The following is a 23,878-nucleotide window of genomic DNA, read 5'->3' as shown; positions in this document are numbered from 1 at the left end:
AACATCTGTTGGAAAATGTATAACAAATTAGAAATTTTTGCAACCTTTTTAAGCTAATTTCTTCATATATTCGAAAAAAACCTGCAAAAGGGACGATATTTTATTCCTAGATTTTTAGATTATTTCACGTTTAGTCTTAATTCTTCTAAAATATCCTCAGCCCTTGTCACAAGCTTTGCCCCCTGCTGTATTAAATCATTTGCCCCAATAGAGAATGGATTAAATATACTGCCAGGAAGTGAAAAGACATCCCGCCCTTCATTAACGGCATAATTTGCCGTTATGAGCGAACCACTTTTTCGCTTTGCTTCAATAATAAAGGTTCCAGCTGCTAAACCGCTAATAATTCGATTTCGTGCGGGAAAATGCCATCTAAGCGGCTTGGTATCCGGGGGATACTCTGACACAATAAGTTGCGTATTCATCAATTGCAGGGCAAGTCCCATATTTTCTTTCGGGTAGATATGATAGAAACCGCCTGCAATGACGGCAATTGTATTCCCGCCATTTTTTATTGCATATTCATGTGCTAAAGCATCAATTCCCTTTGCCAATCCACTGACAATGAGCACCCCATTCTTTATTAACTCAGGGAAAATTAATCTTATCGCATTTTTTCCGTATGGGGATGCTTGACGAGACCCAACAACCGCAAGCTTCGGTTCTTTTTCGAGGAGAGAAATATCTCCTTTAGTAAATAATGCCCATGGCGGCTGGTAGATTTCTTTTAAGAACCTTGGATATTCTTTATCCATAATAGTAATCACAGTAATATCATTTGTTTCGTATTGACGGATTTGTTCGTGAATCATGTCAGGTTGAAGGGAAATGATAGAAGGTTGGGTTAAGGAGTGATCGTGGTTTAGTAGTGGAAATAACGAGATCTGCTGTGGGGATGGTTTTTGAAGTTGATACAGTGACTGAAGTGTCGGATCCTTTTTAAGCATTTGATAGACGATATTCCATGAGATATTCGGGTAGTGAAGTAAATGTATAAGCCTTTCTTTAAAGTCATCCATGTTCCATCGTACCTCCATATTTTTTTTATGTGGAAATAGTCCCTCAGATTTGAGGGACTATTTGAACAGTCATGGTGTGTTAAATTAATGCGTTTTACACTTTTCGTATAAGCCTTGCTCTTTTAATACTCCAATTAATGTTTCACCCATAACAGATGGAGTGTCCGCTACTTTAATGCCACACTCGTTCATGATACGGATCTTTTCATCTGCTGTCCCTTTTCCACCAGAAATAATCGCACCAGCGTGGCCCATGCGTTTTCCTGGAGGTGCTGTACGGCCGCCGATGAAACCAACCACAGGTTTCGTCATGTTTGCTTTCACCCATTCAGCTGCTTCTTCTTCAGCAGTACCGCCAATTTCTCCAATCATGATAACAGCGTATGTTTCCGGGTCTTCATTAAATGCCTTTAAGACATCGATGAAGTTTGTACCGTTAACTGGGTCGCCGCCAATACCGACTGCAGTAGTTTGTCCCAGTCCAGCCTGTGTCAACTGGTGTACTGCTTCGTATGTTAATGTCCCAGAGCGAGAAACTACACCGACATGTCCTTTTGTATGGATATAGCCAGGCATAATCCCAATTTTACATTCATCAGCAGTAATCACACCAGGGCAGTTTGGACCAACTAAGCGTGTCTTTTTACCTTCCATGTAACGTTTTACCTTAACCATATCCAATACTGGAATATGTTCAGTAATACAAATCACAAGGTCTAATTCCGCGTCTACTGCCTCAATAATCGAATCGGCAGCAAATGGTGCAGGAACATAGATAACTGAAGCATTTGCACCAGTAGTCTCAACAGCTTCTTTTACAGTATTAAATACCGGAACACCTTCTACTTCCTGTCCTTTTTTCCCTGGAGAGGTCCCACCAACAATTTGGGTACCATATTCAATCATTTGTTTCGTATGAAAACGGGCAGTGCCGCCTGTAATCCCTTGAACAATAACTTTTGTATCTTTATTAATAAAAACGCTCACGATAATTCCCCTTTCTTGAAAGATCCTATTTCACTAATGAAACGATTTTTTGTGCGCCGTCAGCCATGGATTCAGCAGCAATAATCTCAACGCTTGATTCTGCCAAGATTTTTTTACCTAAATCAACATTTGTTCCCTCTAAACGAACCACAAGCGGAACACTTAGCCCAACCTGTTTAGCTGCTTCTACTACACCCTCAGCAATGACATCACACTTCATGATTCCACCAAAGATATTAACAAATATACCTTTTACGTTTGGATCAGAAAGGATAATTTTAAATGCTTCTGTAACTTTCTCAGCTGTAGCACCGCCCCCAACATCAAGGAAGTTTGCGGGGTCGCCGCCATAGTGTTTGATGATATCCATCGTTGACATCGCAAGTCCGGCTCCATTCACCATACAGCCAATATTTCCATCTAACGCAACATAGCTTAAATCATATTTAGATGCTTCAATTTCTTTTACATCTTCTTCTTCAAGATCACGATATGCTAAGACATTTTTTTGACGATATAATGCATTAGAATCAAAGTTTAATTTTGCATCCAAGGCCATTACTTTCCCGTCTCCTGTTACAACTAGCGGGTTAATTTCGGCAATGGAACAATCATTTTCGATATAGGCGTTATATAAGCCTGTCATAAACTTAACTGCTTGATTAACAAGTTCAGTTGGAATGTTGATATTGAATGCAATCCGGCGTGCCTGGAATGGTTGTAAGCCAATTGCAGGATCAATTTCTTCTTTAAAAATTTTCTCAGGAGTTTTTTCCGCAACTTCCTCAATTTCCGTTCCGCCTTCTTCAGAAGCCATAAGAACAACGCGTGAAGTAGCCCGGTCTAAAACTAAACCAACATAATATTCCTTTTTAATGTCACAGCCTTCTTCGATTAACAAACGTTTTACTTCTTTACCTTCGGGTCCGGTTTGGTGTGTAACCAATGTTTTTCCAAGAATCTCACTTGCATATGTACGAACTTCGTCAAGGTTTTTCGCCACTTTTACCCCGCCGGCTTTCCCCCGTCCGCCAGCATGGATTTGTGCTTTTACTACACAAACCTGTGTGCCTAGTTCTTTCGCCGCTTCGACTGCTTCTTCCACAGTGAATGCCACTTTTCCGTTCGGAACCATTACCCCGTAATTTCTGAGGATCTCTTTCCCTTGATACTCATGGATATTCATTTCCCATCCTCCTATCAAACTCTTCAAAAAATTGACTCCGTTTTCATTTTATATAATGACACAAACCTTGTCCACCAAAAAGCAATAAAAATTATATTCATCTTAAAAAAATTCAGAATAATTTAAGACTAAAATACTTATTTCATAGAGTTTTGTTAAGAAAAGTTTTTTTTTACAATAATAAAAAAACAGGCTAAAATTCCTGTTTTTATTTATTGATTTAGATAATCTTTGACTGGAGCGAAGCTTTTACGATGATAGGGTGTAATCCCAAATTGTTTGATTGCTTGTATATGTTCCATTGTGCCATATCCCATATTTTGCTGAAAACCATATGCTGGATAGCTTGCAGCTAGTTCCTTCATCCATTCGTCTCTTGCTACCTTTGCAACTACCGAAGCCGCTGCAATCGAAACACTTTTGGCATCTCCCTTAATAATAGATTCTGTGGGATAGGGGGTTTCGAGCTTCATTGCATCTATCAGTAGTAAATCTGGTGTTGGTTTTAAGGAAGCAATTGCTGCTTTCATGGCTTTTTTAGTGGCTTCATATATATTAATCACATCAATTTCATTCGCTTGAATCATTGCAATACCAAAAGCCAGAGCTTCCCTTTTAATAATAGCAGCGAATTCCTGCCGTTTTTTTTCTGAAATCTTTTTCGAATCATCAAGACCGGCTAAGAAAAAATCCTTTGGTAAAATGACAGCTGCAGCTACAACAGGGCCTGCAAGCGGACCCCTGCCGACTTCATCGACACCTGCAATTAATTCAAACCCTTGAGACCGCCATTTCTGTTCATAGGTATTCATATCATTGAACTTTTCTTTCAATCTTCTATCTTCTGCCATTTTCTTCTGCCACTTATGTACCAACTGCTGAACACCTTTGCGTTCATCTTGAAGGATTTGTAACAAAAATGGATCATTTTCGGTCATAATATTTTCTAATTGTCTTTTAATTTCAGCGATTGTTTCTACCTTCATTTTTTTCACCCGTAGTAATAATACATGGTCATGAACGATAATACAACACAAAAAAAGCACACAAAAATCATGGTGAATTCGTGTGCTTATATATATTAAGATATAAGTAAGTTTTTCAGTTTAACTGTGTTGCCGTTGCCAAAAATTTCTTGTTCCAATCTTCTTCCTGTTGGTGTTGCTGCAAGCCCGCCCTCAGCTGTTTCTCTTAAAGATGACGGCATCGATTGGCCGATTAAAAACATGGCATGAATGACCTCATCACAAGGGATTCTACTTGATATGCCAGCAAGTGCCATATCCGCTGCCGTAATAGCATTGGATGCACCCATCGCATTTCGTTTTACACATGGAACTTCAACTAAGCCTGCAACTGGATCGCATACCAGTCCAAGCATATTCTTTAATGTAATGGCCATTGCCTCTGAAGCCTGCTGTGGTGTGCCGCCAGCAAGCTCTACAATCGCTGCAGCAGCCATACCGCTGGCAGAACCCACTTCTGCCTGGCAGCCACCGGCAGCACCGGAAATGGAGGCATTATTGGCCACCACAAATCCAAAGGCGGCAGCCGTGAACAAAAATTCAATCATTTCAGCGCGAGTTGGGTTTAATTTTTCCTTTACTGCGAATAAGGTTCCTGGGACAACTCCCGCTGAACCCGCCGTAGGTGTTGCACAAATGACTCCCATTGCCGCATTCACTTCATTTGTTGCCACTGCCTTACTGACAGCATCTAGTAAAATCGTACCCCCTAGAGCCTTCCCACTGTTAATATATTTTTGAAGAAGTACAGCATCTCCACCGGTTAATCCTGTATGGGAATGTACTCCGTTAAGACCTCTTTCAACCGCTTGTTCCATAACCGTTAAATTCATATCCATTTTCGTAATAATTTCTTCTCTCGTTAAACCTGAAACTTCTATTTCCTGCCGGATCATAATCTCCGCAATTTTCACTTGATTACTTTCTGCAAGTTGAACAAGCTCCGCAACATTTCGAAACATATTCACACCACCTGTTGTTTGTTTATTTATTTTATTCAGCCATCCGAATAATCTGTGACACACTTGGAATATTTTGTAACTCTTCTATAATATAGTCTTCAATTTTTTGGTCAACTTCAATCACCATTAGAGCCATTTCACCTTTGTCCAACCGCGAAACTTCCATGTGACCTATGTTTATTTGATACTTTGATAAAATACTTGTTACTGCGGAAATAATGCCAAATCGGTCTTGGTGAACGACCAATATCGCAGGATGCTCCCCAGAAAGCTTGAGTGGGAAGGAATTTAATTCCGTAATTTCAATCGTTCCGCCGCCGATAGAAATCCCGACGATTTCTAGCGTGGTTTCACCATCAACTAAGTTAATTTTGACGGTGTTTGGATGGTCCGTCACAGCCTCTTCTGTTCGAAATTCCACTTCTAAACCCATTTCTTTTGCTATTTCTAACGATTTTGGCATCCGCTCATCAAACGTATCAAAATCTAAAAGACCTGCCACGATCGCAAAATCTGTTCCATGACCTTTATAAGTTTTGGCAAATGAACCGTACAATGAAATAACAGCGTTTTTTGGGAGTTTTCCAAACAAGGTTCGGGCTACTCTTCCAATCCTTGCTGCACCTGCTGTATGTGAGCTTGACGGCCCAATCATGACTGGACCGATTATATCAAATGCTGAGCGATATTTCATAGATATACCCCTTATCTAATATGCTATATTTTCACGTAAACATCTTTCCCTTTATTTTACGAGAAAGGCCTCTAAGTAACCAGAAATAAATGCTGGTAAAAGTCTAATCCTTTACCATCTTATTCAGCTATAATTGAAAACGATTACAAAACACAACTATTAAAAATAATATCAAAGATTTACTAGTTTTTAAATAACATTTTAATAGAACCCAGAAAATTAACCCGCGAAGAATTCATGTAACTGGCAAAAGCTCCCCAATTGGAGAGCTTTTTGGTTATCATTATTCTGATTTAATGAAAAAATCAGCTGGTCGTTCAAAGGTAATCCGTCCGAATTTTTCAGACCTTATTTCTCTAATGACTAATTCGGAAACCTTATCGTAGTTAACGATACCGCCTCCCATAAGGCACCCGCGAAGTTCTCCGATGTGATCAAACATTTCGACAACCTTCTCATCATCTGGGAGGGTTTCGAGCTTATACCGTTCTTTTAATCGCTCAGGATAGGCACGTTCCAAAAACCTTAACGAGTAAACGGTCAGATCCTGCAAATTTAATAATGTATCTTTAATTGCCCCTGTAATGGCCAGTTTCATGCCCACTTCTTGATCTTCGAATTTCGGCCATAAAATCCCCGGAGTATCCAGCAATTCCATCTCTTTGCCTACTTTGATCCATTGTTGTGCTTTCGTTACCCCAGGGGTATTTCCTGTTTTAGCAATATTCTTTTTAGCAAGACGGTTAATTAGTGTCGATTTACCCGCGTTTGGGATCCCGACAATCATGGCACGAATGGCCCTTGGGTTTACCCCTTTTGCTTTTAACCGATCAAACTTCTCTTTAAGAATCTCATGTGAGGCTTGGACAATATTCTTCATTCCTTCTCCAGCCTGAGAATTGATTGCAAGTGCTTTAATACCTTTATCTGCAAAATAGGAAATCCATTCCTTTGTTACGGATGGGTCAGCCATATCTGCTTTATTTAAAAGGACCAGTCTTGGTTTATGCTGGATAATTTCGTCAATCATCGGATTCCTTGATGAATATGGAATTCTCGCGTCGACTAATTCAAAAATGATATCGACTAGTTTTAATTTTTCCGTGACCTCTCTGCGAGCCTTGGCCATATGGCCAGGAAACCATTGGATCGTCAAAGGTGACACCCCCAAACTATTTCACTTTTACAATATGTGCGTCTTTTATCGGCCAGTAGACCACGTTCGTTTTACCGATTACTTTACTCATCGGTACGGTTCCAATATGCCTTGAGTCTTTGCTGAAACGGCGATTATCACCCATGACAAACAATTCACCCTTTGGCACAGTTTTTCGGCCGATCTTTTCTTCCAAGGTAAACGAACCCGTCAAAGGGCCGTCCTCAACTTGCTTCTTATATTCATCCAAATAAGGCTCTTTATATGCCTTACCATTCACATATAACGTATCATCCTTATATTCAATCGTATCCCCCGGAAGCCCAATCACACGCTTTATGTAATCCTTTTTCTCCGGAGCATGAAAGACGATGATATCAAATCGTTTCGGCTGGCCAATTTCATAACTGAATTTATTGACTATCATGCGGTCCTGGTCCTTCAATGTCGGCATCATCGATAAGCCATCCACCACAATTGGCGCAAACAGAAAATAGCGGATGACTGCTGCCAGTGCTACTGCAATCAATAGGGCTTTCGTCCATTCCCATAGTTCATTCTTCTTTTTTGTCATACTATCCCCACCAATCACTAATAAAAAGTGTTTATTTATATAGACTATTTTACATAACTTAAACCTATTTAACACGATGGGATCAAAATTTTTTTATAGACTTTAAGTGATATGTATAAAAAAAGAGCTTGCCGGGCAAGCTCTTCTCTTTTCTTATTAGCGGATCTCTTTAATTCTTGCTTTTTTACCGCGAAGGTTACGCAAGTAGTAAAGCTTAGCACGACGGACTTTACCGCGGCGAAGTACTTCAAGCTTCGCAATTTTTGGTGTGTGTACAGGGAAAGTACGCTCAACGCCTACTCCGTAAGAAATTTTACGAACTGTAAAAGTTTCGCTAATTCCACCACCACGACGCTTAATCACAACACCTTCAAATAACTGAATCCGTTCACGAGTACCCTCGACAACTTTCACGTGTACACGTACAGTGTCACCAGGACGGAAACTAGGAAGATCAGTACGAAGTTGTTCTTGTGTGATTTCTTTAATTAATTGTTGCATCGTTTTCAACTCCTTCCAACAGACGCTCATGCACATATTTGCCTTTTCCATTGCAGCGGAACATCGTTATAAGACCACAACTGAAACGTATCAGCTTAAGTCACAAGTAGTATCATACCATAATTATTGCAGGCCCGCAATATTACTATACATCTTTTTTTACTTCTTTTAGCCATTTTTCTTGCTCAGGTGTGAGTTCGATTTTAGCAAATAAATCTGGTCTTCTTAGAAGGGTACGTCTTAATGCTTCCTTATTGCGCCATTCCTCAATAAACTTATGGTTTCCTGACAATAATACATCAGGCACTTTCATCCCGCGAAAATCCGCAGGCCTAGTGTAATGCGGGTGTTCAAGCAACCCCGTACTGAATGAGTCCTTCATATGGGATTCTTGGTTACCAAGCACCTCTGGCAGGAGGCGGACAACGCTATCTACCACGACCATAGCACCAAGTTCCCCTCCCGTCAAAACATAATCACCTATTGATATTTCATCCGTCACAACATATTCCCTAATACGTTCGTCATATCCCTCATAATGACCACAAATAAAGATCAAATGTTCTTCCTTCGCCAATTCCTCTGCCTTTTTTTGATCATAGCGTTCTCCCTGCGGGCAAAGCAGTATAACACGTGGTTGTTTGCTTTCAGCCTTCTCCTTTAGAGCGGTAACAGCATCAAATATTGGCTGTGGCTTTAATACCATCCCGGCTCCACCGCCATAAGGGTAATCATCCACAGTGGAATGTTTGTTGTCAGCAAAGTCACGAAAGTTCACGACGTTATAATGGACGGCAGACTTTTCCGCGGCTTTATGCAGCATGGATTGTCCCAGAACCCCAGAAAACATTTCCGGAAATATGGTAAGGATGTCAATCTGCATCATGAAAGTAATCCTTCCATCGGTTCAATTAAGATAACCTTCTCTTTTACATCTACCTTTTTGACGACATCATGAATATAAGGGATTAACTGTTCTTTGCCACCCTTTCCTTTAACAACCCAAACATCATTGGCACCTGGTGAAAGAATTTCAGTCACCTTTCCGATCTCCTCACCCTTGACAGTAGCAACAAGGCAGCCAATAATTTCATGGTAATAAAATTCATCTTCTTCTAATGTGCCTAATTGTGTTTCAGGGACTTTTAGAATACCGTCACGAAACTTCTCAACTTCATTAATATTGGTGAATCCTTCAAAAGTAAGTAAGTTGAAATTTTTATGTGTTCGATGACTTTTTACTGTAAGCTCAATAGGCTTGCTCGAATTTGGCATAAATAAATAGAGAACATTTCCTGCCTTATAGCGTTTCTCAGGGAAATCTGTTTTTGAAATAACTCTTACTTCACCTTTTATCCCTTGGGTATTCACGATCTTACCAACATTAAACCATTTTTCCATGTTTTTTCCACCCACTATCTAATTTCCTCAATAATCCCATCTTTAATAATGATGGCAGACTGGCCAATCCTTTCATCCCAGATATCGCCTACCCTTATCTCCACTAGGACTTGAACTTCTTTTTCGGTTAATTCACTACCTAATGGTAGGATATGTAGTTGTTCGATTTGAAACTCAACAAGCTTAATTTTTTCTTTGCGCATTTGAATTTCTTTTTCAAACTGTTTTTTTAATGTTCCCGGTGAAAAGGTTTTTGTTACTTCTAACCGTTTCTGCTCAAATTGCAGCTGATCGCATTCTTTCTGAAGCTGCAGCTTTCTTGACTGATACGTATTTAATAATTGTTGTTTACTATTTTCTGTTAATATTTGCTTTACCACGACCGTTTGGATCATTTGCATACAAGACCCTCCCTTTGCATTTTGTATAGCAAAAAAGAGAGGAAATAATCCCTCCCTTTTATCTTAGATGCAAAAAGCTATTCACCAATTTCCAAAAATATTTTCTTTTGTTGTGATGATCCTGCTGCATAAACAACAGTTCTAATGGCCTTTGCAACACGCCCCTGTTTACCAATAACTTTACCCATATCTGTTTTATTAACAAAAAGATGAAAGGTTACCCGGCTGTCATCTTCTATGACGCCAATATGGACATCCTCAGGAAAATCAACAAGGGGCTTTACGATCGTTTCGATTAGTTCTTTCATCGTTCCTACGATTACTTGCCTAATTTTGCATTATGGAATTTTTCCATGATGCCTTGGTTTGAGAAAAGGTTACGAACTGTATCAGATGGTTTCGCACCGTCTTTTAACCATTTAAGAACCAATTCTTCGTTGATTTCAACTTTAGCTGGTTGTGTAACAGGATTGTATGTTCCAACGATCTCAATGTAACGTCCGTCACGAGGAGAACGAGAATCTGCTACTACAATACGATAGAAAGGAGTTTTTTTAGCTCCCATACGTTTTAAACGAATTTTAACTGCCATTTTAAATAAGCACCTCCGAATAGTTTCACACAAGATAGTATAATATCAATTCTTTTATAGTTTGTAAAGTGTTTTTTCTTTACAGTGAAAAATAACTTTGAGAAATGTCCAGCTTCAAGGCGCTTCCGCTTTTCGTCCTAAAAAGGTTTAAACGGAAATTTAAAGCCGCCTTTTTTCCCTTTTGATCCTTTAGGATTCATGCCTGTCATTTGCTTCATCATTTTCTTCATATCTTCAAATTGCTTTAATAAGCGGTTGATTTCAGTAACAGGACGCCCGCAGCCTTTAGCAATTCTCCGTTTGCGGTTCGCATTTAGAATTTCAGGATTATTCTTTTCGGCCTTTGTCATCGATTGAATAATGGCTTCAACATGAGCAATCTGTTTTTCATCAATTTGCAGATTATTCAAACCCTTGATTTTATTTGCACCCGGCATCATCTTTAGTAATTCATCAAGTGGGCCTAGATTGCGAACTTGACCGAGCTGGTCCAAAAAGTCTTCCAGCGTAAAAGTGGCTGTCCGCATTTTTTGTTCTAGTTCTTTCGCTTTTTGTTCATCGACATTTGCCTGGGCTTTTTCAATGAGTGTAAGCACATCGCCCATGCCTAATATCCTTGAGGCCATTCGTTCCGGGTGGAATGGTTCGAGTGCATCCATTTTCTCGCCTAGACCGACAAATTTAATCGGTGTTTGTGTAACAGCGCGAATCGAGAGTGCGGCCCCACCCCTTGTATCACCATCAAGTTTCGTCAAAACAACCCCGGTTAAACCCAGCTGTTCATTAAAGCTTTGAGCAACATTAACGGCATCCTGACCTGTCATTGCATCGACAACTAAGAAAATCTCGTCCGGTTTGGTGAGTTCTTTAATATCCTTTAACTCGCCCATTAAGGCTTCATCAACGTGAAGTCTTCCAGCCGTATCGATCAAGACATAGTCATGGTGGTCCTCTTTTGCTTTCGCAATTGCTTGCTGAGCAATTTCAACCGGGCTCACTTGATCTCCAAGAGAGAATACCGGCATGTCCAATTGTTTACCAAGTGTTTGAAGCTGTTTGATTGCGGCAGGACGATAGATATCGGCTGCAACAAGCAACGGACTCCGGTTATATTTTTTACGAAGCAACAGCGAAAGCTTACCGGTTGTTGTCGTTTTACCGGCACCCTGCAATCCTACCATCATAATAACAGTTGGCGGACGATTCGATGCAGCTATCTTGCTTTGCTCTCCTCCCATTAATGCAGTCAATTCCTCATTAACGATTTTAATGATCTGCTGTCCTGGAGTTAGGCTCTTCAGTACTTCTTGCCCAATGGCCCGTTCACTGACTTTTTTCACAAAATCTTTGACGACCTTGAAGTTAACGTCTGCCTCAAGTAAAGCAAGACGCACCTCACGCATCATTTCTTTTACGTCCGCTTCAGAGACCTTCCCTTTTCCGCGGATTTTTTGGATTGTATTCTGCAGTCGGTCGGCTAATCCTTCAAACGCCATGCGTGCCGCCTCCTAATCTAATTTCTCAAGCTCAGTAACCGTTTCTAACATTGCCTGCCGTGAAGGGCTCTCCTCTTTAAGCAATTCTTTCACGTGTCTTAACAGACTTGAGCGCTCTTGAAATTTCTGAAATAATAACAGCTTTTCCTCATACTCCTCAAGCATTGCTTCCGTCCGCTTTATATTATCATAAACGGCCTGACGGCTTACATCATACTCCTCGGCAATTTCACCCAATGAGTAATCATCTAAGTAATAGAGAGACATATAGCTTTGCTGCTTTGGCGTTAACAACGAATAATAAAAATCATACAGATAGTTCATTCGTGTTGTCTTTTCAAGCATCATGCGGTTTTCCCTCCTGATACCTTTGTTAAGTGAAAAGCCTTTACATTTGTAAGTTTACAAGGTTAGACAGGGTCTGTCAAGGAAATACCTTTACATCCTTATTCGGACTCTTCAATTTGGTCAGCAAATAACCCGTACACGTATTTTTCTGCGTCAAATTCCTGTAGGTCATCCATCTTTTCACCAAGTCCAACGAATTTAACAGGGATTTTCAATTCATTGCGGATGGCTAGAACAATGCCGCCTTTAGCTGTCCCATCTAGTTTTGAGAGGACAATCCCACTTACATTTGTTGCTTCTTTAAATGTCTTTGCCTGAATCAGCGCATTTTGACCCGTGGTAGCATCCAGTACGAGAATTACTTCGTGCGGAGCACCGGGAATTTCCTTTTCAATCACACGCTTTACCTTTTCAAGCTCCTTCATTAAATTTACTTTGTTTTGCAAACGCCCCGCTGTATCGCACAACAAAATATCCACTTTTCGGGATTTAGCCGCTTGGATGGCATCATACATGACCGCAGCAGGGTCGGAGCCTTCTGCCTGCTTAATCACTTCAACACCCACCCGTTCGCCCCATACCTCAAGCTGCTCAATTGCTCCAGCCCGAAAGGTGTCACCAGCTGCCATCAATACTTTTTTACCTTCACTCTTAAATTTATGTCCAAGCTTGCCAATGGTTGTTGTCTTTCCCACACCATTAACCCCAACGAACAGAATAACTGTCAGTCCTTCTTCTTGGATGTTTATTTTTGATGATTGACCTTCACCGGCATTATAGATCTCGACAAGCTTCTCTGAGATCACACTTTGAACCTCTTCAGGTTCCTGGATGTTCTTCCGTTTCACTTCCATCTTAAGTTCATCAATCAACTGCATCACCGTATCAAAACCAACATCCGCTTGAATGAGTATTTCCTCTAATTCTTCAAAAAAGTCTTCATCCACTTTGCGGTACCTGGCAACAAGATCATTTACTTTTCCGGAAAAATTGTCTCTTGTTTTTGTCAAACCTTCCTTAAACTTTTCTGTTACCGTATCCGCCTGTTTTGTAATTTTTTCTTTTAATTTTTTAAAGAAACTCATCTTTTCACTTCCTACTTTTATGATTCGACTAACTCCTTTGTATCCTCTAAGCGAACAAATACAAGCTTTGAAACGCCCGATTCCTGCATCGTGACCCCGTAAAGAACGTCCGCTTCTTCCATTGTCCCTTTTCGGTGAGTAATCACGATGAATTGAGTTTCGGCGCTATATCGTTTTAAATATTGACTGAAGCGAAAGACATTGGCTTCATCCAAGGCTGCTTCCACTTCATCAAGAATACAGAACGGAACAGGACGAACCTTTAAAATTGAAAATAATAAGGCTATAGCTGTTAAAGCACGCTCTCCACCCGATAACAACCCAAGGTTCTGCAGCTTTTTCCCAGGAGGCTGGGCGACGATTTCCACACCTGTATTTAATAAATCTTGGGGGACGGTTAAGACTAAATCCGCTCTTCCCCCACCGAACAAGGCACGGAATGTTGGCTCGAAATGTTCCCGAATTCCCTCAAAGGTTTGCTCAAACCGCTTTTTCATTTCTATATCCATTTCTTCTATGACTTGGAAAAGGGTATCTTTTGCTTCTTGGAGGTCTGTCTTTTGTTCATGTAAGAATTCATACCGTTCAGAGACACGTTCATATTCCTCAATGGCCCCAAGATTGACATTCCCAAGTTCTTCAATCGCAAGTTTGATTAGTTTGACCTTTTTCCTTGCCTCCTCAACCGGAACCATTAATGGATACTGTTCCTTAGCCCCCTCAAACGATAGAAGATATTCTTCCCTTAAGTGACTGAGGCGATTTTCAAGTTCTACATCTAAACGGTTTATTTTCACTTCCTCGTCCTTTAGGACGACAATCATTCCCTTATGGAGTCTCTTAAGCTCCTTCGCATCTAGCTCTGCATCCTCCAAGGAATCTTGCAATGATAACCGTTCCTGCCTTCTTGCAGTAATTAACTGTAAGGTAGCTTCTTTGTCCTGCTGCTTACGTTTTGCAGCCGCTTCTATCTGTTCCTCTCCTGATGAACTGCTCGTCATTTCAGATGTTAGCAAGTCAAGGTCTTCCGTATATATTGTCAGCTTCTGCTCGCTTTCTAATAAGTCTTCGTTTATCAGAACAAAGCGATCTTTCGCATTTGTAAATTGCTCGTTTTTGGAAGCAAATTCAATCTTCAATTCATTGATTTCGTTTGTGAGATTTTCTTTTGATGTTAGATTAATTGTCTTTTGTTCCGTAAGTCTAACAATTTCCGCATCAAGGTTATCAATTGTAACTTTGTACCTTTTTATTGCTTCTGATAATTCTATTTTTCTCTTTCCTAATGTTTCCTTTTCATCTGTAAATTGTCCTTTTTCGAGGTCGTAAATTGCCAAGCGTTCATTGATATTCTTCTCACTCAGTTCCGCCTCCCTGAGATCACCCTTCACCGCTTGCTCACGGAGTCTCAATTGCTCACCGGTCTGACGAATCTTATCAAGTTGAACTTCTGACCTTTGGCAATCTTCTTTTAATGCCTTAACGATTCGCTCTAGGTCAGTCGTTTTTCCTTCCATCACTACGAGCTTTTCTTTTAATTTCTCAAGCTCTCCTTTTCTAGTTAACAAGGAAGATGATTTTTGTTTTGTGGCACCACCTGTCATCGATCCGCCAGGATTAACGATATCACCATCCACTGTTACCAGCCTTGAACGGTACTGAAGGATTTTCGCTATCTCATTAGCACCTTTGAGGTCTTTCGCAATGACAACGTTACCAAGAAGGTTACTTATCACCTCTGCATACTTTTGGTCAAATGTAACAAGTTTAACCGCTGGTCCGATTAAGGATGGATGATTTTGAATAGCTGACAGCTGTGCCGGAGATAAGGGTCTTCCTTTTATAACACTTAGCGGTAAAAAAGTGGCCCTTCCAAATGCATGCTGTTTTAAATATTGAATCGCTGTTCTTGCATTTTGCTCAGTGTCGACAACAATATGCTGAAGTGCACCGCCAAAGGCGGTTTCAAGTGCAGTTTCGTATTCTTTCGGTACTGTTACCAGCTCAGCAACGGCCCCCTCAATTCCCTTTAGCTTATTCTCGCGGGCCTTAAGCACTTCTTTAACCCCTTGGAAAAAGCCTGCATAGTCTTCTTCCATCTCCTCAAGCAATTCTTTTCTGGACTTTGCTTGCTGAAGTAGCTGATATGCTTGATACAACGTTTTTTCTTGCTTTTGGTAATTGTTTTTTACCGATTCAAGCTTCCGTTGCTGTTCATGAAAGGACTCCACCTGTTTAGCTATATCCGTTTGAATACCATCTAAGCCGGCCAGAATTTCTCTTTTTTTCCCTAAGGCAATCTGACGCTCCTGAAGATATTTATCATTCTCCGCATCAAGACGTGAGCTCTTTCTATCCTGCTGCTCCAATTGCTGGTCAATGTATTTTATTTCATTTTTAGCACTGGCTTGATCGTTCAACAACTCGATATATTCACTTTTTAAGCTTTCAATTTTTTCTTCAATATTTTCAGTAAATAATTGCAGGTTCTCTTGTTTATTTTTTAACTCCACCTGTAATTTTTTTACTTGTTCACCCAGCAATGTATACGTTTCAGATTGTAGATCGCGATTCTTCCTTAAATGGCTGATTCGCTCTGTATATTCTGCAATATTCACTTTTAATTGCTCTTTATTCTGGGCCGCATTTTTCTTACGTTCCTTTAAAACCTCTTTCCGCCCTTCCAGCTTTTCCAGATCCTCACTTGCATGAAGAAGAACGTTTTGCAGGTCGGTTATCGATTCATCTAATGCTGATATCTTATCCCTTGTTTCTACAATTTTTGCTTCTTTTACTTGAAGTCCAGAGGATAGCTTCAGCTCTTCCTGTTGATGTTCCTCTAATAGTTTTGACAGATTTTCCCACGTACGATGCAGATCCTCAATTTCAAAAACTGTGAGAGCAACCTCAATTTTTTCAAGTTCTTCTTTTTTCTCTAAAAAGTCTTTTGCGATTGATGCCTGAATTTTAAGTGGTTCTACTTGGCTTTCAAGTTCGTGTAAAATATCATTCACCCGGTTTAAATTATCCTGGGTTTCAAATAATTTCACCTCTGCTTTTTTCTTGCGGTTTTTGTATTTTAATACACCTGCGGCCTCTTCAAAAATGGTCCGTCGGTCTTCTGCCTTACTGTTTAATATTTCTTCGACTTTTCCTTGGCTAATGATCGAAAATGCTTCTCTGCCAAGACCAGAATCCATAAATAAATCAATGATATCCTTTAGCCGACAAGGCTGTTTGTTGATATAAAATTCACTCTCACCCGAGCGTGAAACTCTTCTTGTCACACTAACTTCATGAAAGTCCAACCCTAACCCTTGGTTAGTATTGTCCAATGTTAGTGTTACTTCAGCATAATTAAGGGCCTTTCTGGAATCGCTTCCGGCAAAAATGATATCTTCCATTTTGCTGCCTCTAAGAGACTTGGCAGATTGTTCACCCAAAACCCAGCGGATGGCATCCGTGATATTGCTTTTTCCACTGCCATTTGGCCCCACTACCGCCGTTACTCCCGGAACAAAATCAACTTCAATCCGTTCAGCGAAAGATTTAAAGCCAATAATGTCCAACCTTTTTAAAAACATTAAATTATCCTCCCTATGCTGCACGGGGATTTCTCCTGCAAACATTTGTCATTTCTAGGTTGTCTTTGCTTTTAATACGCCAAGTGCCATCTGGGCAGCATGCTGTTCGGCTTCTTTCTTGGACTTTCCTGTCCCAATCCCTAATTCTTCACCATTTAAGGATACTCTTGATACAAATTCCTTATTGTGGGCTGGGCCTTTTTCCTGAAGCACGCGATATTCAATCAAGCCGGTTCCATCCCGTTGAATGAGTTCCTGTAATTGGCTTTTAAAATCCATCACATGAGAAAAAGCACCAGCATTTATTTTAGGAAAGACAACCTTTTCGAGGAATCCAATTACTTTTTCAATCCCCTGGTCCAAATATAGAGCCCCAATGAATGCTTCAAAAACGTCTGCAAGTAAGGCAGGACGCTCACGTCCCCCTGTCATTTCTTCGCCTTTACCGAGCAAAATAAGTTTCCCAAATTCGAGTTCATTTGCAAAGCCTACTAGTGACGGTTCACAAACAATGGCAGCACGTAATTTCGTCAATTCGCCTTCCGTCATCATAGGGTATTTTTTGAAGAGGAATTGAGAAACCGTAAGTTCAAGAACTGCATCTCCTAAAAATTCAAGTCTTTCATTATCTTCGAAAGGCTTTCTGCGATGCTCATTCACATAAGATGAATGAGTAAAAGCTTGTTTTAATAATTTTTCGTTATCAATCTTGAATCCGATTGATTCCTGAAAATCTTTAAAAAGATTTTCCTTTGCGCGATTATTTAACTCTTTTTCCTTATTGTTCTTGCGCATAAAGTCTCCACCTTGCATGTAATTTACCAACTTCCGAACCATTGTTTAAATACGTTTCTTTAAATACGCAAAGAAACTTGGCAGGACCTAAAAAGCTGCCAAGTTCTATTTTACAGAATAAAGCTCCGTTTGAAAACGGAGCTTTACGAATTATTCAAACGAGATTACTTACTGCTATTTATGTAATTAACAGCATCACCAACAGTGTTGATTTTTTCAGCATCATCGTCAGAAATTTCCATATCGAACTCATCTTCTAATTCCATAACTAGTTCTACTACGTCAAGGGAATCAGCGCCAAGATCATCTTTAAATGAAGCTTCAAGCTTAACTTGAGATTCATCAACGCCTAAGCGATCAACGATGATTTTTGTAACACGTTCTAATACCTCTGCCATGCCTGCTCACCTCCCCTCAAGCTATTATAGAGTATTTCAAAAAAATAATATACCATGAATATAATATAATTTCATTGAACTTTGAACAGTGTCTAGCTTCAGCGCCAAGGCGCTTTCGCATTTCAATTTACATGACCATTCCACCATCAATGTGAAGTGTCTGCCCCGTGATATAGGATGCATCATCGGAAGCAAGAAATGCTGTCATTTTTGCAATATCTTTAGGTTCCCCTAATCTTGCTAAAGGAATCTGTTTTAACATTTCTGCTTTTACGTCTTCAGGTAATTTATCAGTCATATCGGTCGTTATAAAGCCTGGAGCTATAGCATTCACGGTAATATTTCTTGATGCTAACTCTTTAGCCGTGGTTTTGGTTAAACCAATAACACCAGCCTTTGCAGCCACATAATTCGCTTGCCCCGGGTTGCCACTTACCCCAACAATGGAGGCTATATTAATGATCCGGCCCACGCGCTGCTTCATCATTTGCCTAGTGACGGCTTTTGTACAAAGGAAAACCCCTTTTAGGTTAATGTTGAGAACATCATCCCATTCTTGTTCCTTCATTCTCATTAACAAATTATCCCTTGTGATGCCGGCGTTATTCACAAGGATATCAAGCTTACCAAATTGTTCAATCACAGCCTTTACCATTTCTGTGACTTCTTCGGTATTTCCTACATTACATTTTACTGTAAATGCTTCCCTGCCAAGCGCTTTTATTTCATCCACTACTTCATTTGCGCTTGCTTCACTGCCTGAGAAATTAACAGCCACATTTGCACCCTGTCTTGCAAGTTCAAGGGCAATTTCTCTGCCAATTCCCCGTGAAGCACCTGTTACCAAAACTGCTTTCCCTATTAAATTCATAGGTTACCCTCCTTTAATGCTTCAATGACTGTCTGAGCACTTTCCTCGTCCGAAACCGCAAACGTTTTAACTGTCTTATTAATCTTTTTAATCAAGCCCGATAGAACTTTACCAGGGCCAATTTCAATGAATGTATCGACCCCGAGGTCAACCATTTTTACAACCGAGTCCTCCCATAATACTGGGGAGTAAAGTTGTTCAATTAATTTGTCCTTAATTTCTGCAGCAACGTTTACAGGTTCAGCTGTTACATTCACCACAACTGGAATGGTGCCATCTTTCATTTCAATCCCATCTAAAACTGCGAGTAATTCATTTGCAGCTGGTTTCATTAATGTTGAATGAAAAGGGCCGCTGACATCTAATGGCAATACTCTTTTTGCCCCGGCCTCTTTCGCTTTCACACTTGCATGTTCTACTCCTTTTCGAGATCCGGAGATGACAATTTGTCCTGGACAATTTAAATTGGCTAACGAGACAGGAAAACCAGATTCGCTGACTTCTTTAGCAACAGCCGCAAGGGCATCGCGGTCTAAACCTAACACAGCTGCCATGGAGCCTTCCCCATTTGGGACGGCATTTTCCATAAACTCTCCGCGTTTTCTAACAGCATACACACCATCTTCAAACGATAATACACCTGCCGCTACAAGTGCTGAATATTCTCCAAGGCTATGCCCGGCAACAAAATCAGCTTTCACACCGGATTTGCCAAAGTAATCAAATATGGCCAAACTTGTTGTTAACAATGCTGGCTGGGTATTATATGTAATGGTCAACTCTTCCTTTGGACCTTCAAAAATCAACTTGCTTAACGGCACATTTAACTTTTTGTCTGCTTTTGAAAAGTATTCCATTACTTCAGGGTGTTTTTCTGCCAATTCCTTACCCATTCCAACTGTCTGTGACCCTTGCCCCGGAAACACAAATGCGATCTTTCCCATACATACTGCACCCCTTTTACTTTTCTATTTTAACAGTATGAGATTCCTCAACTGCTTGTTTCATTAAATCCTCAACATTGTGACTTACCATTTCCCGTGTTTGCCTGATGGCACTAAAGATGGCTTGTGCATCCGAAGACCCATGAGCCTTTATGACTGGCGCTTTTAACCCAAAAAGAGCTGCACCGCCATATTCTGAGTAGTCCATCGTGTTTTTCAATGTCATTAGATTTGGCTTTAGGACTGCCGCAGCTAATTTACTTGTAAAACTACTCATTAAAGCAGTTTTTAACATTTTAAACATCGAAAGTGCCGTGCCTTCAATTGTTTTTAACACCATATTCCCCGTGAACCCATCGGTTACGACAACATCAGCAACACCTTCAAGTAAATCCCTTGCTTCTACATTGCCAATAAAATTCAAATCGGCTATTTTTAAAAGTTCAAAGGTGTTTTTCGTCAATTCGTTCCCTTTCTTTTCTTCCGTCCCAATGTTTAAAAGGCCTACTCTTGGTCTTTCAATCCCTCTTACCTTTTCGCTGTAAATGGAACCCATTATCGCGTTTTGCAGAAGATGTTCTGGCTTTGCATCGGCATTTGCGCCTACATCCAGAAGGAGAAAACCTTCACCGCCAATGGTTGGCAGCGTTGGTGCTAATGCAGGCCGATCAATTCCTTTAATTCTTCCAACCACAAATAGTCCAGCTGCCATTAATGCACCCGTATTCCCAGCAGAGATACAGGCATCAGCAGCTCCGTCGGCTACTTGCTGTGCAGCTAACACCATGGAAGCCGTTTTTTTGCGGCGAACAGCTTTTACAGGCTCATCTGTACCGAGAATCATCTCTGTTGTATGTAAAACTGTAATTTTCTCGTGACTTGTTAGCGTTTCATTAATTTTATTTTCGTCTCCAACAAGTGTAATATATATATCAGAAAAAGCTTGAACAGCTTTCATTGCGCCCAATACGATTTCCTTGGGGGCATTGTCTCCGCCCATTGCATCAATTGCTAGTTTCATTCATCTCATCCTTTAGCGATTTTTCGAATGGTACATTTCCAATTCTCCGGTAAAAACTAGTTCATTATTTACGTAACTTTGCACTTCGACAAACGTCCTTCCGGCATAATCATCGATTTTTGTTACTCTAGCTTTCGCTATAACCCGTTCATTCAACTTGACTGAACGAATGAATTGGATATTTGCTTTTGCTGTTAGTGCCAGTTCATCATTTATTATAGCTACTGCAAGGGAATTTGCTTGAGCAAATACATGATGTCCCCTGGCAATTTTATTACGCTTAAAGACATGTTCTTCCTTTACATCAAAAATGGAAATCGCACTTTGGTCTAATTCTATATCAATGATTTCTCCAATAACTTCTTCAAGTGGTAACGAGCGAACTTCGTCTTCAAAACGTTTCTCCGCAACAGTTTTGATTCGTTCGCGGAGCTCAGGAATCGATAATTCCAAACGATCAAGACGAATGGTTTGGACACTCACTTGAAATTTTTCCGCTAGGTCCTCATCTGTTATAAAGGGATTATCCTTAATGGTAGTGGTTAATAAGTGTTGACGTTCCTTTTTACTTCTTCTCATGATTTTTCACACCGTCCGAGATCTTATGACTAGGTACTAAGAGTAGTATAAAATTTAAAAAAGCAGATTGCAAGATAAATTTCGACATCTGCCATCTGCCTTTCCTGCTTGGTATCTTTTAAATAATTATTTTTAGTAGTTTAATCCAGCTTTTCCCCTTCTAAAACACCAGATATTTCTAGACTCTTTCTTAAATGTACGTATTCTGGTGCCGTCCAAAAGGTCTCTGACTGAATCAATTTAGCAGCGTCATTCCTTGCTGTTTCAAGTGCACGGTAGTCATGAACCATGTCAGCTACTTTAAATTCCGGAACACCACTTTGTTTTTTCCCAAAAAAGTCTCCCGGTCCCCTTAGTTCCAGATCCTTTTCACTTAAAACAAAGCCATCATTTGTTTCCGTCATGATCCTCATTCGCTCCTGGCCTACTTCTGATTTTGGACTTGCCAGTAAAATGCAATACGATTGTTCGCTTCCACGGCCCACCCGTCCACGCAGCTGGTGAAGCTGGGATAGTCCGAATCTTTCAGCATCATAAATCACCATCATGGTGGCATTTGGTACATTCACCCCTACTTCTACAACAGTAGTGGAAACAAGTACTTGTACTTCATTGGTACTAAATGCCTTCATGACTGTCTCTTTTTCCTCTGATGTTAAGCGGCCATGCATGAGTCCCACTTGATAGCGATTTTGAAAATACTGGCTTAACGTTGTATGTACATCAATAGCATTTTGCACTTCAAGTTTCTCGGACTCCTCAATTAACGGGCAAATGACATAGGCCTGATGCCCCTTTATTAATTCTTTTTCAACAAAAGCAAGAACACGCTCCAGCATTTCCGGTTTTGCCCAGTATGTCTCAATCGACTTTCTGCCGGCCGGCATCTCATCGATGATGGAGACATCCATTTCGCCAAAAACGGTAATCGCCAGTGTCCTAGGAATCGGTGTCGCGGTCATAAACAAGACATCGGGATTTTCTCCCTTTTCCCGCAAGACCCTTCGTTGTTCCACACCAAAGCGATGCTGTTCATCGGTAATGACAAAGCCAAGTTTTTTAAAGGTAACTTCGTCCTGAATTAGGGCATGTGTCCCGATTAAAATATCAACCTTTCCATCTGCTAAGTCTTGAAGGATTTCTCGTCTCCGTTTCCCTTTTACGGAACTTGTTAAAAGCTCACATCTTATATTAAAGGGGTCTAATAATCCTTTTAATGATTCTGCATGCTGTTCAGCCAAGATTTCAGTGGGAACCATTAGAGCCCCTTGGTATCCTGCTGTCACAGACCCATACAGACCTACTGCCGCAACAACTGTTTTCCCTGAACCTACATCACCTTGCAAAAGCCGGTTCATGCGATAGGGGGATTTTAGTTCAGCTAACACTTCATTTACAACCCTTTTTTGAGCATTTGTTAACGGGAAGGGTAAACTGTCGATAAACTCCAATATTTTAGGCAAATCGTATTTCTGCATGAGGCCGGGAGAGTGCTCTCGTTCAAATTTCCGTAATGCCTGCATCTTTAATTGAAACAGGAGGAATTCCTCATAGACAAAACGTCGCCTTGCCTGTTTCACATCCTCCGGGCTGCTTGGAAAATGCATGATTTTAATGGCTTCATATCGGTTTAAAAGCCGGTAGCTATGTATTAAAGGTACTGGAAGCGTCTCCTCAATGAATTGACCATACTGACTAAAGGCAAGATGAATAAATTTCCTCATTCCCTTAGTCGTTATTTTTCCCTTTAACGAGTATACTGGTTCAAAATCTTTTATCTTGGCATTCGTACCCGCATGCACTTCATTCGCTGTAATCGTCCCGCGATGGGCATCCCATTTGCCTGTTACCGTGATTGTTTCATTAATATTTAGTTTATTTTTCAAATATGGCTGGTTAAAGAAAACCACTTTTATTAAGTGGGACCCTACAAAAAGCCGAAACATCAGCTTCGATTTCTTTCTTCCATAATAGGTAAGAGAAGGCTCACTATGAACCTTCCCCTCTACCGTCACTTTTTCATCATGCTTTACTTCCGTTAAATCCTTTAGTGAATAGTCTTCATAACGGTAAGGGAAATATTCCAATAAATCCTGAACCGTAAAGATATTCATTTCTGCAAGGGCTTCAGCCGTTTCTTCCCCAATTCCCTTTAATGCTGTAACTGATTGGTTTAGATGATCGAACACACGTCTCTCTCCCTTTGCAAAATAATTAATCTATATTAGTCATTCGATATGAAAAAATAAAAAAGAAGGG

At 40.3% G+C, this 23,878-nt stretch carries 25 protein-coding genes; all 25 read right to left on the bottom strand.

The annotated features are described in order from the left end of the window. Positions 1 to 119 precede the first annotated feature (119 nt). On the bottom strand, positions 120 to 1,019 hold the full coding sequence (gene dprA, locus RCG19_RS18065; protein WP_308108238.1) for a DNA-processing protein DprA: 900 nt from the start codon (positions 1,017 to 1,019) through the stop codon (positions 120 to 122). An 84-nt stretch (positions 1,020 to 1,103) separates the two neighbouring features. Next, the gene (gene sucD, locus RCG19_RS18060) at positions 1,104 to 2,006 is read right to left on the bottom strand and encodes a succinate--CoA ligase subunit alpha (RefSeq protein ID WP_308108237.1); all 903 of its coding nucleotides are present in this window, start codon (positions 2,004 to 2,006) and stop codon (positions 1,104 to 1,106) included. A 25-nt stretch (positions 2,007 to 2,031) separates the two neighbouring features. Further along, on the bottom strand, positions 2,032 to 3,192 hold the full coding sequence (gene sucC, locus RCG19_RS18055) for an ADP-forming succinate--CoA ligase subunit beta (RefSeq protein ID WP_166238003.1): 1,161 nt from the start codon (positions 3,190 to 3,192) through the stop codon (positions 2,032 to 2,034). Between the two features lie 212 nt (positions 3,193 to 3,404). Then, complete coding sequence (locus RCG19_RS18050; RefSeq protein ID WP_308108236.1) at positions 3,405 to 4,178, bottom strand: ribonuclease HII; 774 nt, start codon at positions 4,176 to 4,178, stop codon at positions 3,405 to 3,407. 95 nt (positions 4,179 to 4,273) lie between these two features. Continuing rightward, a complete protein-coding gene (gene sdaAA, locus RCG19_RS18045; RefSeq protein WP_308108235.1) occupies positions 4,274 to 5,179 on the bottom strand; it encodes an L-serine ammonia-lyase, iron-sulfur-dependent, subunit alpha in 906 nt (301 codons plus the stop codon). 31 nt (positions 5,180 to 5,210) lie between these two features. Next, the gene (gene sdaAB / locus RCG19_RS18040; RefSeq protein ID WP_166237997.1) at positions 5,211 to 5,873 is read right to left on the bottom strand and encodes an L-serine ammonia-lyase, iron-sulfur-dependent subunit beta; all 663 of its coding nucleotides are present in this window, start codon (positions 5,871 to 5,873) and stop codon (positions 5,211 to 5,213) included. 283 nt (positions 5,874 to 6,156) lie between these two features. Continuing rightward, positions 6,157 to 7,029, bottom strand: coding sequence for a ribosome biogenesis GTPase YlqF (gene ylqF, locus RCG19_RS18035; protein ID WP_308108234.1), 873 nt, complete (start codon positions 7,027 to 7,029; stop codon positions 6,157 to 6,159). Between the two features lie 16 nt (positions 7,030 to 7,045). Next, positions 7,046 to 7,603, bottom strand: a complete 558-nt coding sequence (gene lepB, locus RCG19_RS18030) for a signal peptidase I (protein ID WP_308108233.1) — start codon at positions 7,601 to 7,603, stop codon at positions 7,046 to 7,048. 156 nt (positions 7,604 to 7,759) lie between these two features. Beyond that, a complete protein-coding gene (gene rplS, locus RCG19_RS18025) occupies positions 7,760 to 8,104 on the bottom strand; it encodes a 50S ribosomal protein L19 (protein ID WP_007087766.1) in 345 nt (114 codons plus the stop codon). Positions 8,105 to 8,249: 145 nt separating this feature from the next. Continuing rightward, positions 8,250 to 8,990, bottom strand: a complete 741-nt coding sequence (gene trmD / locus RCG19_RS18020; RefSeq protein ID WP_308108232.1) for a tRNA (guanosine(37)-N1)-methyltransferase TrmD — start codon at positions 8,988 to 8,990, stop codon at positions 8,250 to 8,252. After that, the gene (gene rimM / locus RCG19_RS18015) at positions 8,987 to 9,505 is read right to left on the bottom strand and encodes a ribosome maturation factor RimM (RefSeq protein WP_308108231.1); all 519 of its coding nucleotides are present in this window, start codon (positions 9,503 to 9,505) and stop codon (positions 8,987 to 8,989) included. Before rimM ends, trmD begins: the two co-directional genes overlap by 4 nt. Positions 9,506 to 9,519: 14 nt before the next feature. Beyond that, a complete protein-coding gene (locus RCG19_RS18010; RefSeq protein ID WP_166237987.1) occupies positions 9,520 to 9,906 on the bottom strand; it encodes a YlqD family protein in 387 nt (128 codons plus the stop codon). A gap of 77 nt (positions 9,907 to 9,983) precedes the next feature. Further along, positions 9,984 to 10,214, bottom strand: a complete 231-nt coding sequence (locus tag RCG19_RS18005; protein WP_308108230.1) for a KH domain-containing protein — start codon at positions 10,212 to 10,214, stop codon at positions 9,984 to 9,986. Positions 10,215 to 10,225: 11 nt separating this feature from the next. Continuing rightward, positions 10,226 to 10,498, bottom strand: coding sequence for a 30S ribosomal protein S16 (rpsP, locus tag RCG19_RS18000; protein WP_007087771.1), 273 nt, complete (start codon positions 10,496 to 10,498; stop codon positions 10,226 to 10,228). A 137-nt stretch (positions 10,499 to 10,635) separates the two neighbouring features. Continuing rightward, the gene (gene ffh / locus RCG19_RS17995; protein ID WP_166237983.1) at positions 10,636 to 11,994 is read right to left on the bottom strand and encodes a signal recognition particle protein; all 1,359 of its coding nucleotides are present in this window, start codon (positions 11,992 to 11,994) and stop codon (positions 10,636 to 10,638) included. A 12-nt stretch (positions 11,995 to 12,006) separates the two neighbouring features. Continuing rightward, positions 12,007 to 12,339 (bottom strand): putative DNA-binding protein, encoded by a 333-nt coding sequence (locus tag RCG19_RS17990; protein ID WP_166238142.1) that lies wholly within the window; start codon positions 12,337 to 12,339, stop codon positions 12,007 to 12,009. A 101-nt stretch (positions 12,340 to 12,440) separates the two neighbouring features. Further along, complete coding sequence (gene ftsY / locus RCG19_RS17985) at positions 12,441 to 13,427, bottom strand: signal recognition particle-docking protein FtsY (protein WP_166237981.1); 987 nt, start codon at positions 13,425 to 13,427, stop codon at positions 12,441 to 12,443. A gap of 17 nt (positions 13,428 to 13,444) precedes the next feature. After that, positions 13,445 to 17,011: a chromosome segregation protein SMC gene (gene smc, locus RCG19_RS17980; protein ID WP_308108229.1), complete on the bottom strand. Its 3,567-nt coding sequence runs from the start codon at positions 17,009 to 17,011 to the stop codon at positions 13,445 to 13,447. A 54-nt stretch (positions 17,012 to 17,065) separates the two neighbouring features. Continuing rightward, the gene (gene rnc / locus RCG19_RS17975; protein ID WP_308108228.1) at positions 17,066 to 17,806 is read right to left on the bottom strand and encodes a ribonuclease III; all 741 of its coding nucleotides are present in this window, start codon (positions 17,804 to 17,806) and stop codon (positions 17,066 to 17,068) included. Positions 17,807 to 17,970: 164 nt separating this feature from the next. After that, complete coding sequence (gene acpP / locus RCG19_RS17970) at positions 17,971 to 18,204, bottom strand: acyl carrier protein (RefSeq protein WP_166237974.1); 234 nt, start codon at positions 18,202 to 18,204, stop codon at positions 17,971 to 17,973. Positions 18,205 to 18,331: 127 nt separating this feature from the next. Continuing rightward, entirely contained in the window at positions 18,332 to 19,075 is a 744-nt protein-coding gene (fabG, locus tag RCG19_RS17965) for a 3-oxoacyl-[acyl-carrier-protein] reductase (protein ID WP_166237972.1), read from the bottom strand. Then, positions 19,072 to 20,019 carry an ACP S-malonyltransferase gene (gene fabD, locus RCG19_RS17960; protein ID WP_308108226.1) on the bottom strand — a complete coding sequence of 316 codons (948 nt, stop codon included), beginning with the start codon at positions 20,017 to 20,019 and terminating at the stop codon, positions 19,072 to 19,074. Before fabD ends, fabG begins: the two co-directional genes overlap by 4 nt. Before the next feature lie 16 nt (positions 20,020 to 20,035). Continuing rightward, positions 20,036 to 21,040, bottom strand: a complete 1,005-nt coding sequence (gene plsX / locus RCG19_RS17955; RefSeq protein WP_308108225.1) for a phosphate acyltransferase PlsX — start codon at positions 21,038 to 21,040, stop codon at positions 20,036 to 20,038. Between the two features lie 12 nt (positions 21,041 to 21,052). After that, complete coding sequence (fapR, locus tag RCG19_RS17950) at positions 21,053 to 21,619, bottom strand: transcription factor FapR (RefSeq protein ID WP_308108224.1); 567 nt, start codon at positions 21,617 to 21,619, stop codon at positions 21,053 to 21,055. 140 nt (positions 21,620 to 21,759) lie between these two features. Next, complete coding sequence (gene recG, locus RCG19_RS17945) at positions 21,760 to 23,808, bottom strand: ATP-dependent DNA helicase RecG (RefSeq protein WP_308108223.1); 2,049 nt, start codon at positions 23,806 to 23,808, stop codon at positions 21,760 to 21,762. Positions 23,809 to 23,878 lie beyond the last annotated feature (70 nt).

It is taken from the genome of Neobacillus sp. OS1-2 (assembly GCF_030915505.1).
Taxonomy (GTDB): domain Bacteria; phylum Bacillota; class Bacilli; order Bacillales; family Cytobacillaceae; genus Neobacillus.
Note: the sequence above shows the minus strand (reverse complement) of the source record. Positions and strands in the feature narration are given on the sequence as shown.

Coding starts and splice junctions, on each gene's coding strand:
- lepB (WP_308108233.1), bottom strand. CDS start 7,603: ATGACAAAAAAGAAGAATGAACTATGGGAATGGACGAAAGCCCTATTG.
- ftsY (WP_166237981.1), bottom strand. CDS start 13,427: ATGAGTTTCTTTAAAAAATTAAAAGAAAAAATTACAAAACAGGCGGAT.
- trmD (WP_308108232.1), bottom strand. CDS start 8,990: ATGATGCAGATTGACATCCTTACCATATTTCCGGAAATGTTTTCTGGG.
- RCG19_RS18010 (WP_166237987.1), bottom strand. CDS start 9,906: ATGCAAATGATCCAAACGGTCGTGGTAAAGCAAATATTAACAGAAAAT.
- dprA (WP_308108238.1), bottom strand. CDS start 1,019: ATGGATGACTTTAAAGAAAGGCTTATACATTTACTTCACTACCCGAAT.
- rpsP (WP_007087771.1), bottom strand. CDS start 10,498: ATGGCAGTTAAAATTCGTTTAAAACGTATGGGAGCTAAAAAAACTCCT.
- smc (WP_308108229.1), bottom strand. CDS start 17,011: ATGTTTTTAAAAAGGTTGGACATTATTGGCTTTAAATCTTTCGCTGAA.
- RCG19_RS17990 (WP_166238142.1), bottom strand. CDS start 12,339: ATGCTTGAAAAGACAACACGAATGAACTATCTGTATGATTTTTATTAT.
- sucC (WP_166238003.1), bottom strand. CDS start 3,192: ATGAATATCCATGAGTATCAAGGGAAAGAGATCCTCAGAAATTACGGG.
- sdaAB (WP_166237997.1), bottom strand. CDS start 5,873: ATGAAATATCGCTCAGCATTTGATATAATCGGTCCAGTCATGATTGGG.
- sdaAA (WP_308108235.1), bottom strand. CDS start 5,179: ATGTTTCGAAATGTTGCGGAGCTTGTTCAACTTGCAGAAAGTAATCAA.
- fapR (WP_308108224.1), bottom strand. CDS start 21,619: ATGAGAAGAAGTAAAAAGGAACGTCAACACTTATTAACCACTACCATT.
- rnc (WP_308108228.1), bottom strand. CDS start 17,806: ATGCGCAAGAACAATAAGGAAAAAGAGTTAAATAATCGCGCAAAGGAA.
- RCG19_RS18050 (WP_308108236.1), bottom strand. CDS start 4,178: ATGAAGGTAGAAACAATCGCTGAAATTAAAAGACAATTAGAAAATATT.
- RCG19_RS18005 (WP_308108230.1), bottom strand. CDS start 10,214: ATGAAAGAACTAATCGAAACGATCGTAAAGCCCCTTGTTGATTTTCCT.
- rimM (WP_308108231.1), bottom strand. CDS start 9,505: ATGGAAAAATGGTTTAATGTTGGTAAGATCGTGAATACCCAAGGGATA.
- acpP (WP_166237974.1), bottom strand. CDS start 18,204: ATGGCAGAGGTATTAGAACGTGTTACAAAAATCATCGTTGATCGCTTA.
- rplS (WP_007087766.1), bottom strand. CDS start 8,104: ATGCAACAATTAATTAAAGAAATCACACAAGAACAACTTCGTACTGAT.
- ffh (WP_166237983.1), bottom strand. CDS start 11,994: ATGGCGTTTGAAGGATTAGCCGACCGACTGCAGAATACAATCCAAAAA.
- fabG (WP_166237972.1), bottom strand. CDS start 19,075: ATGAATTTAATAGGGAAAGCAGTTTTGGTAACAGGTGCTTCACGGGGA.
- plsX (WP_308108225.1), bottom strand. CDS start 21,040: ATGAAACTAGCAATTGATGCAATGGGCGGAGACAATGCCCCCAAGGAA.
- fabD (WP_308108226.1), bottom strand. CDS start 20,019: ATGGGAAAGATCGCATTTGTGTTTCCGGGGCAAGGGTCACAGACAGTT.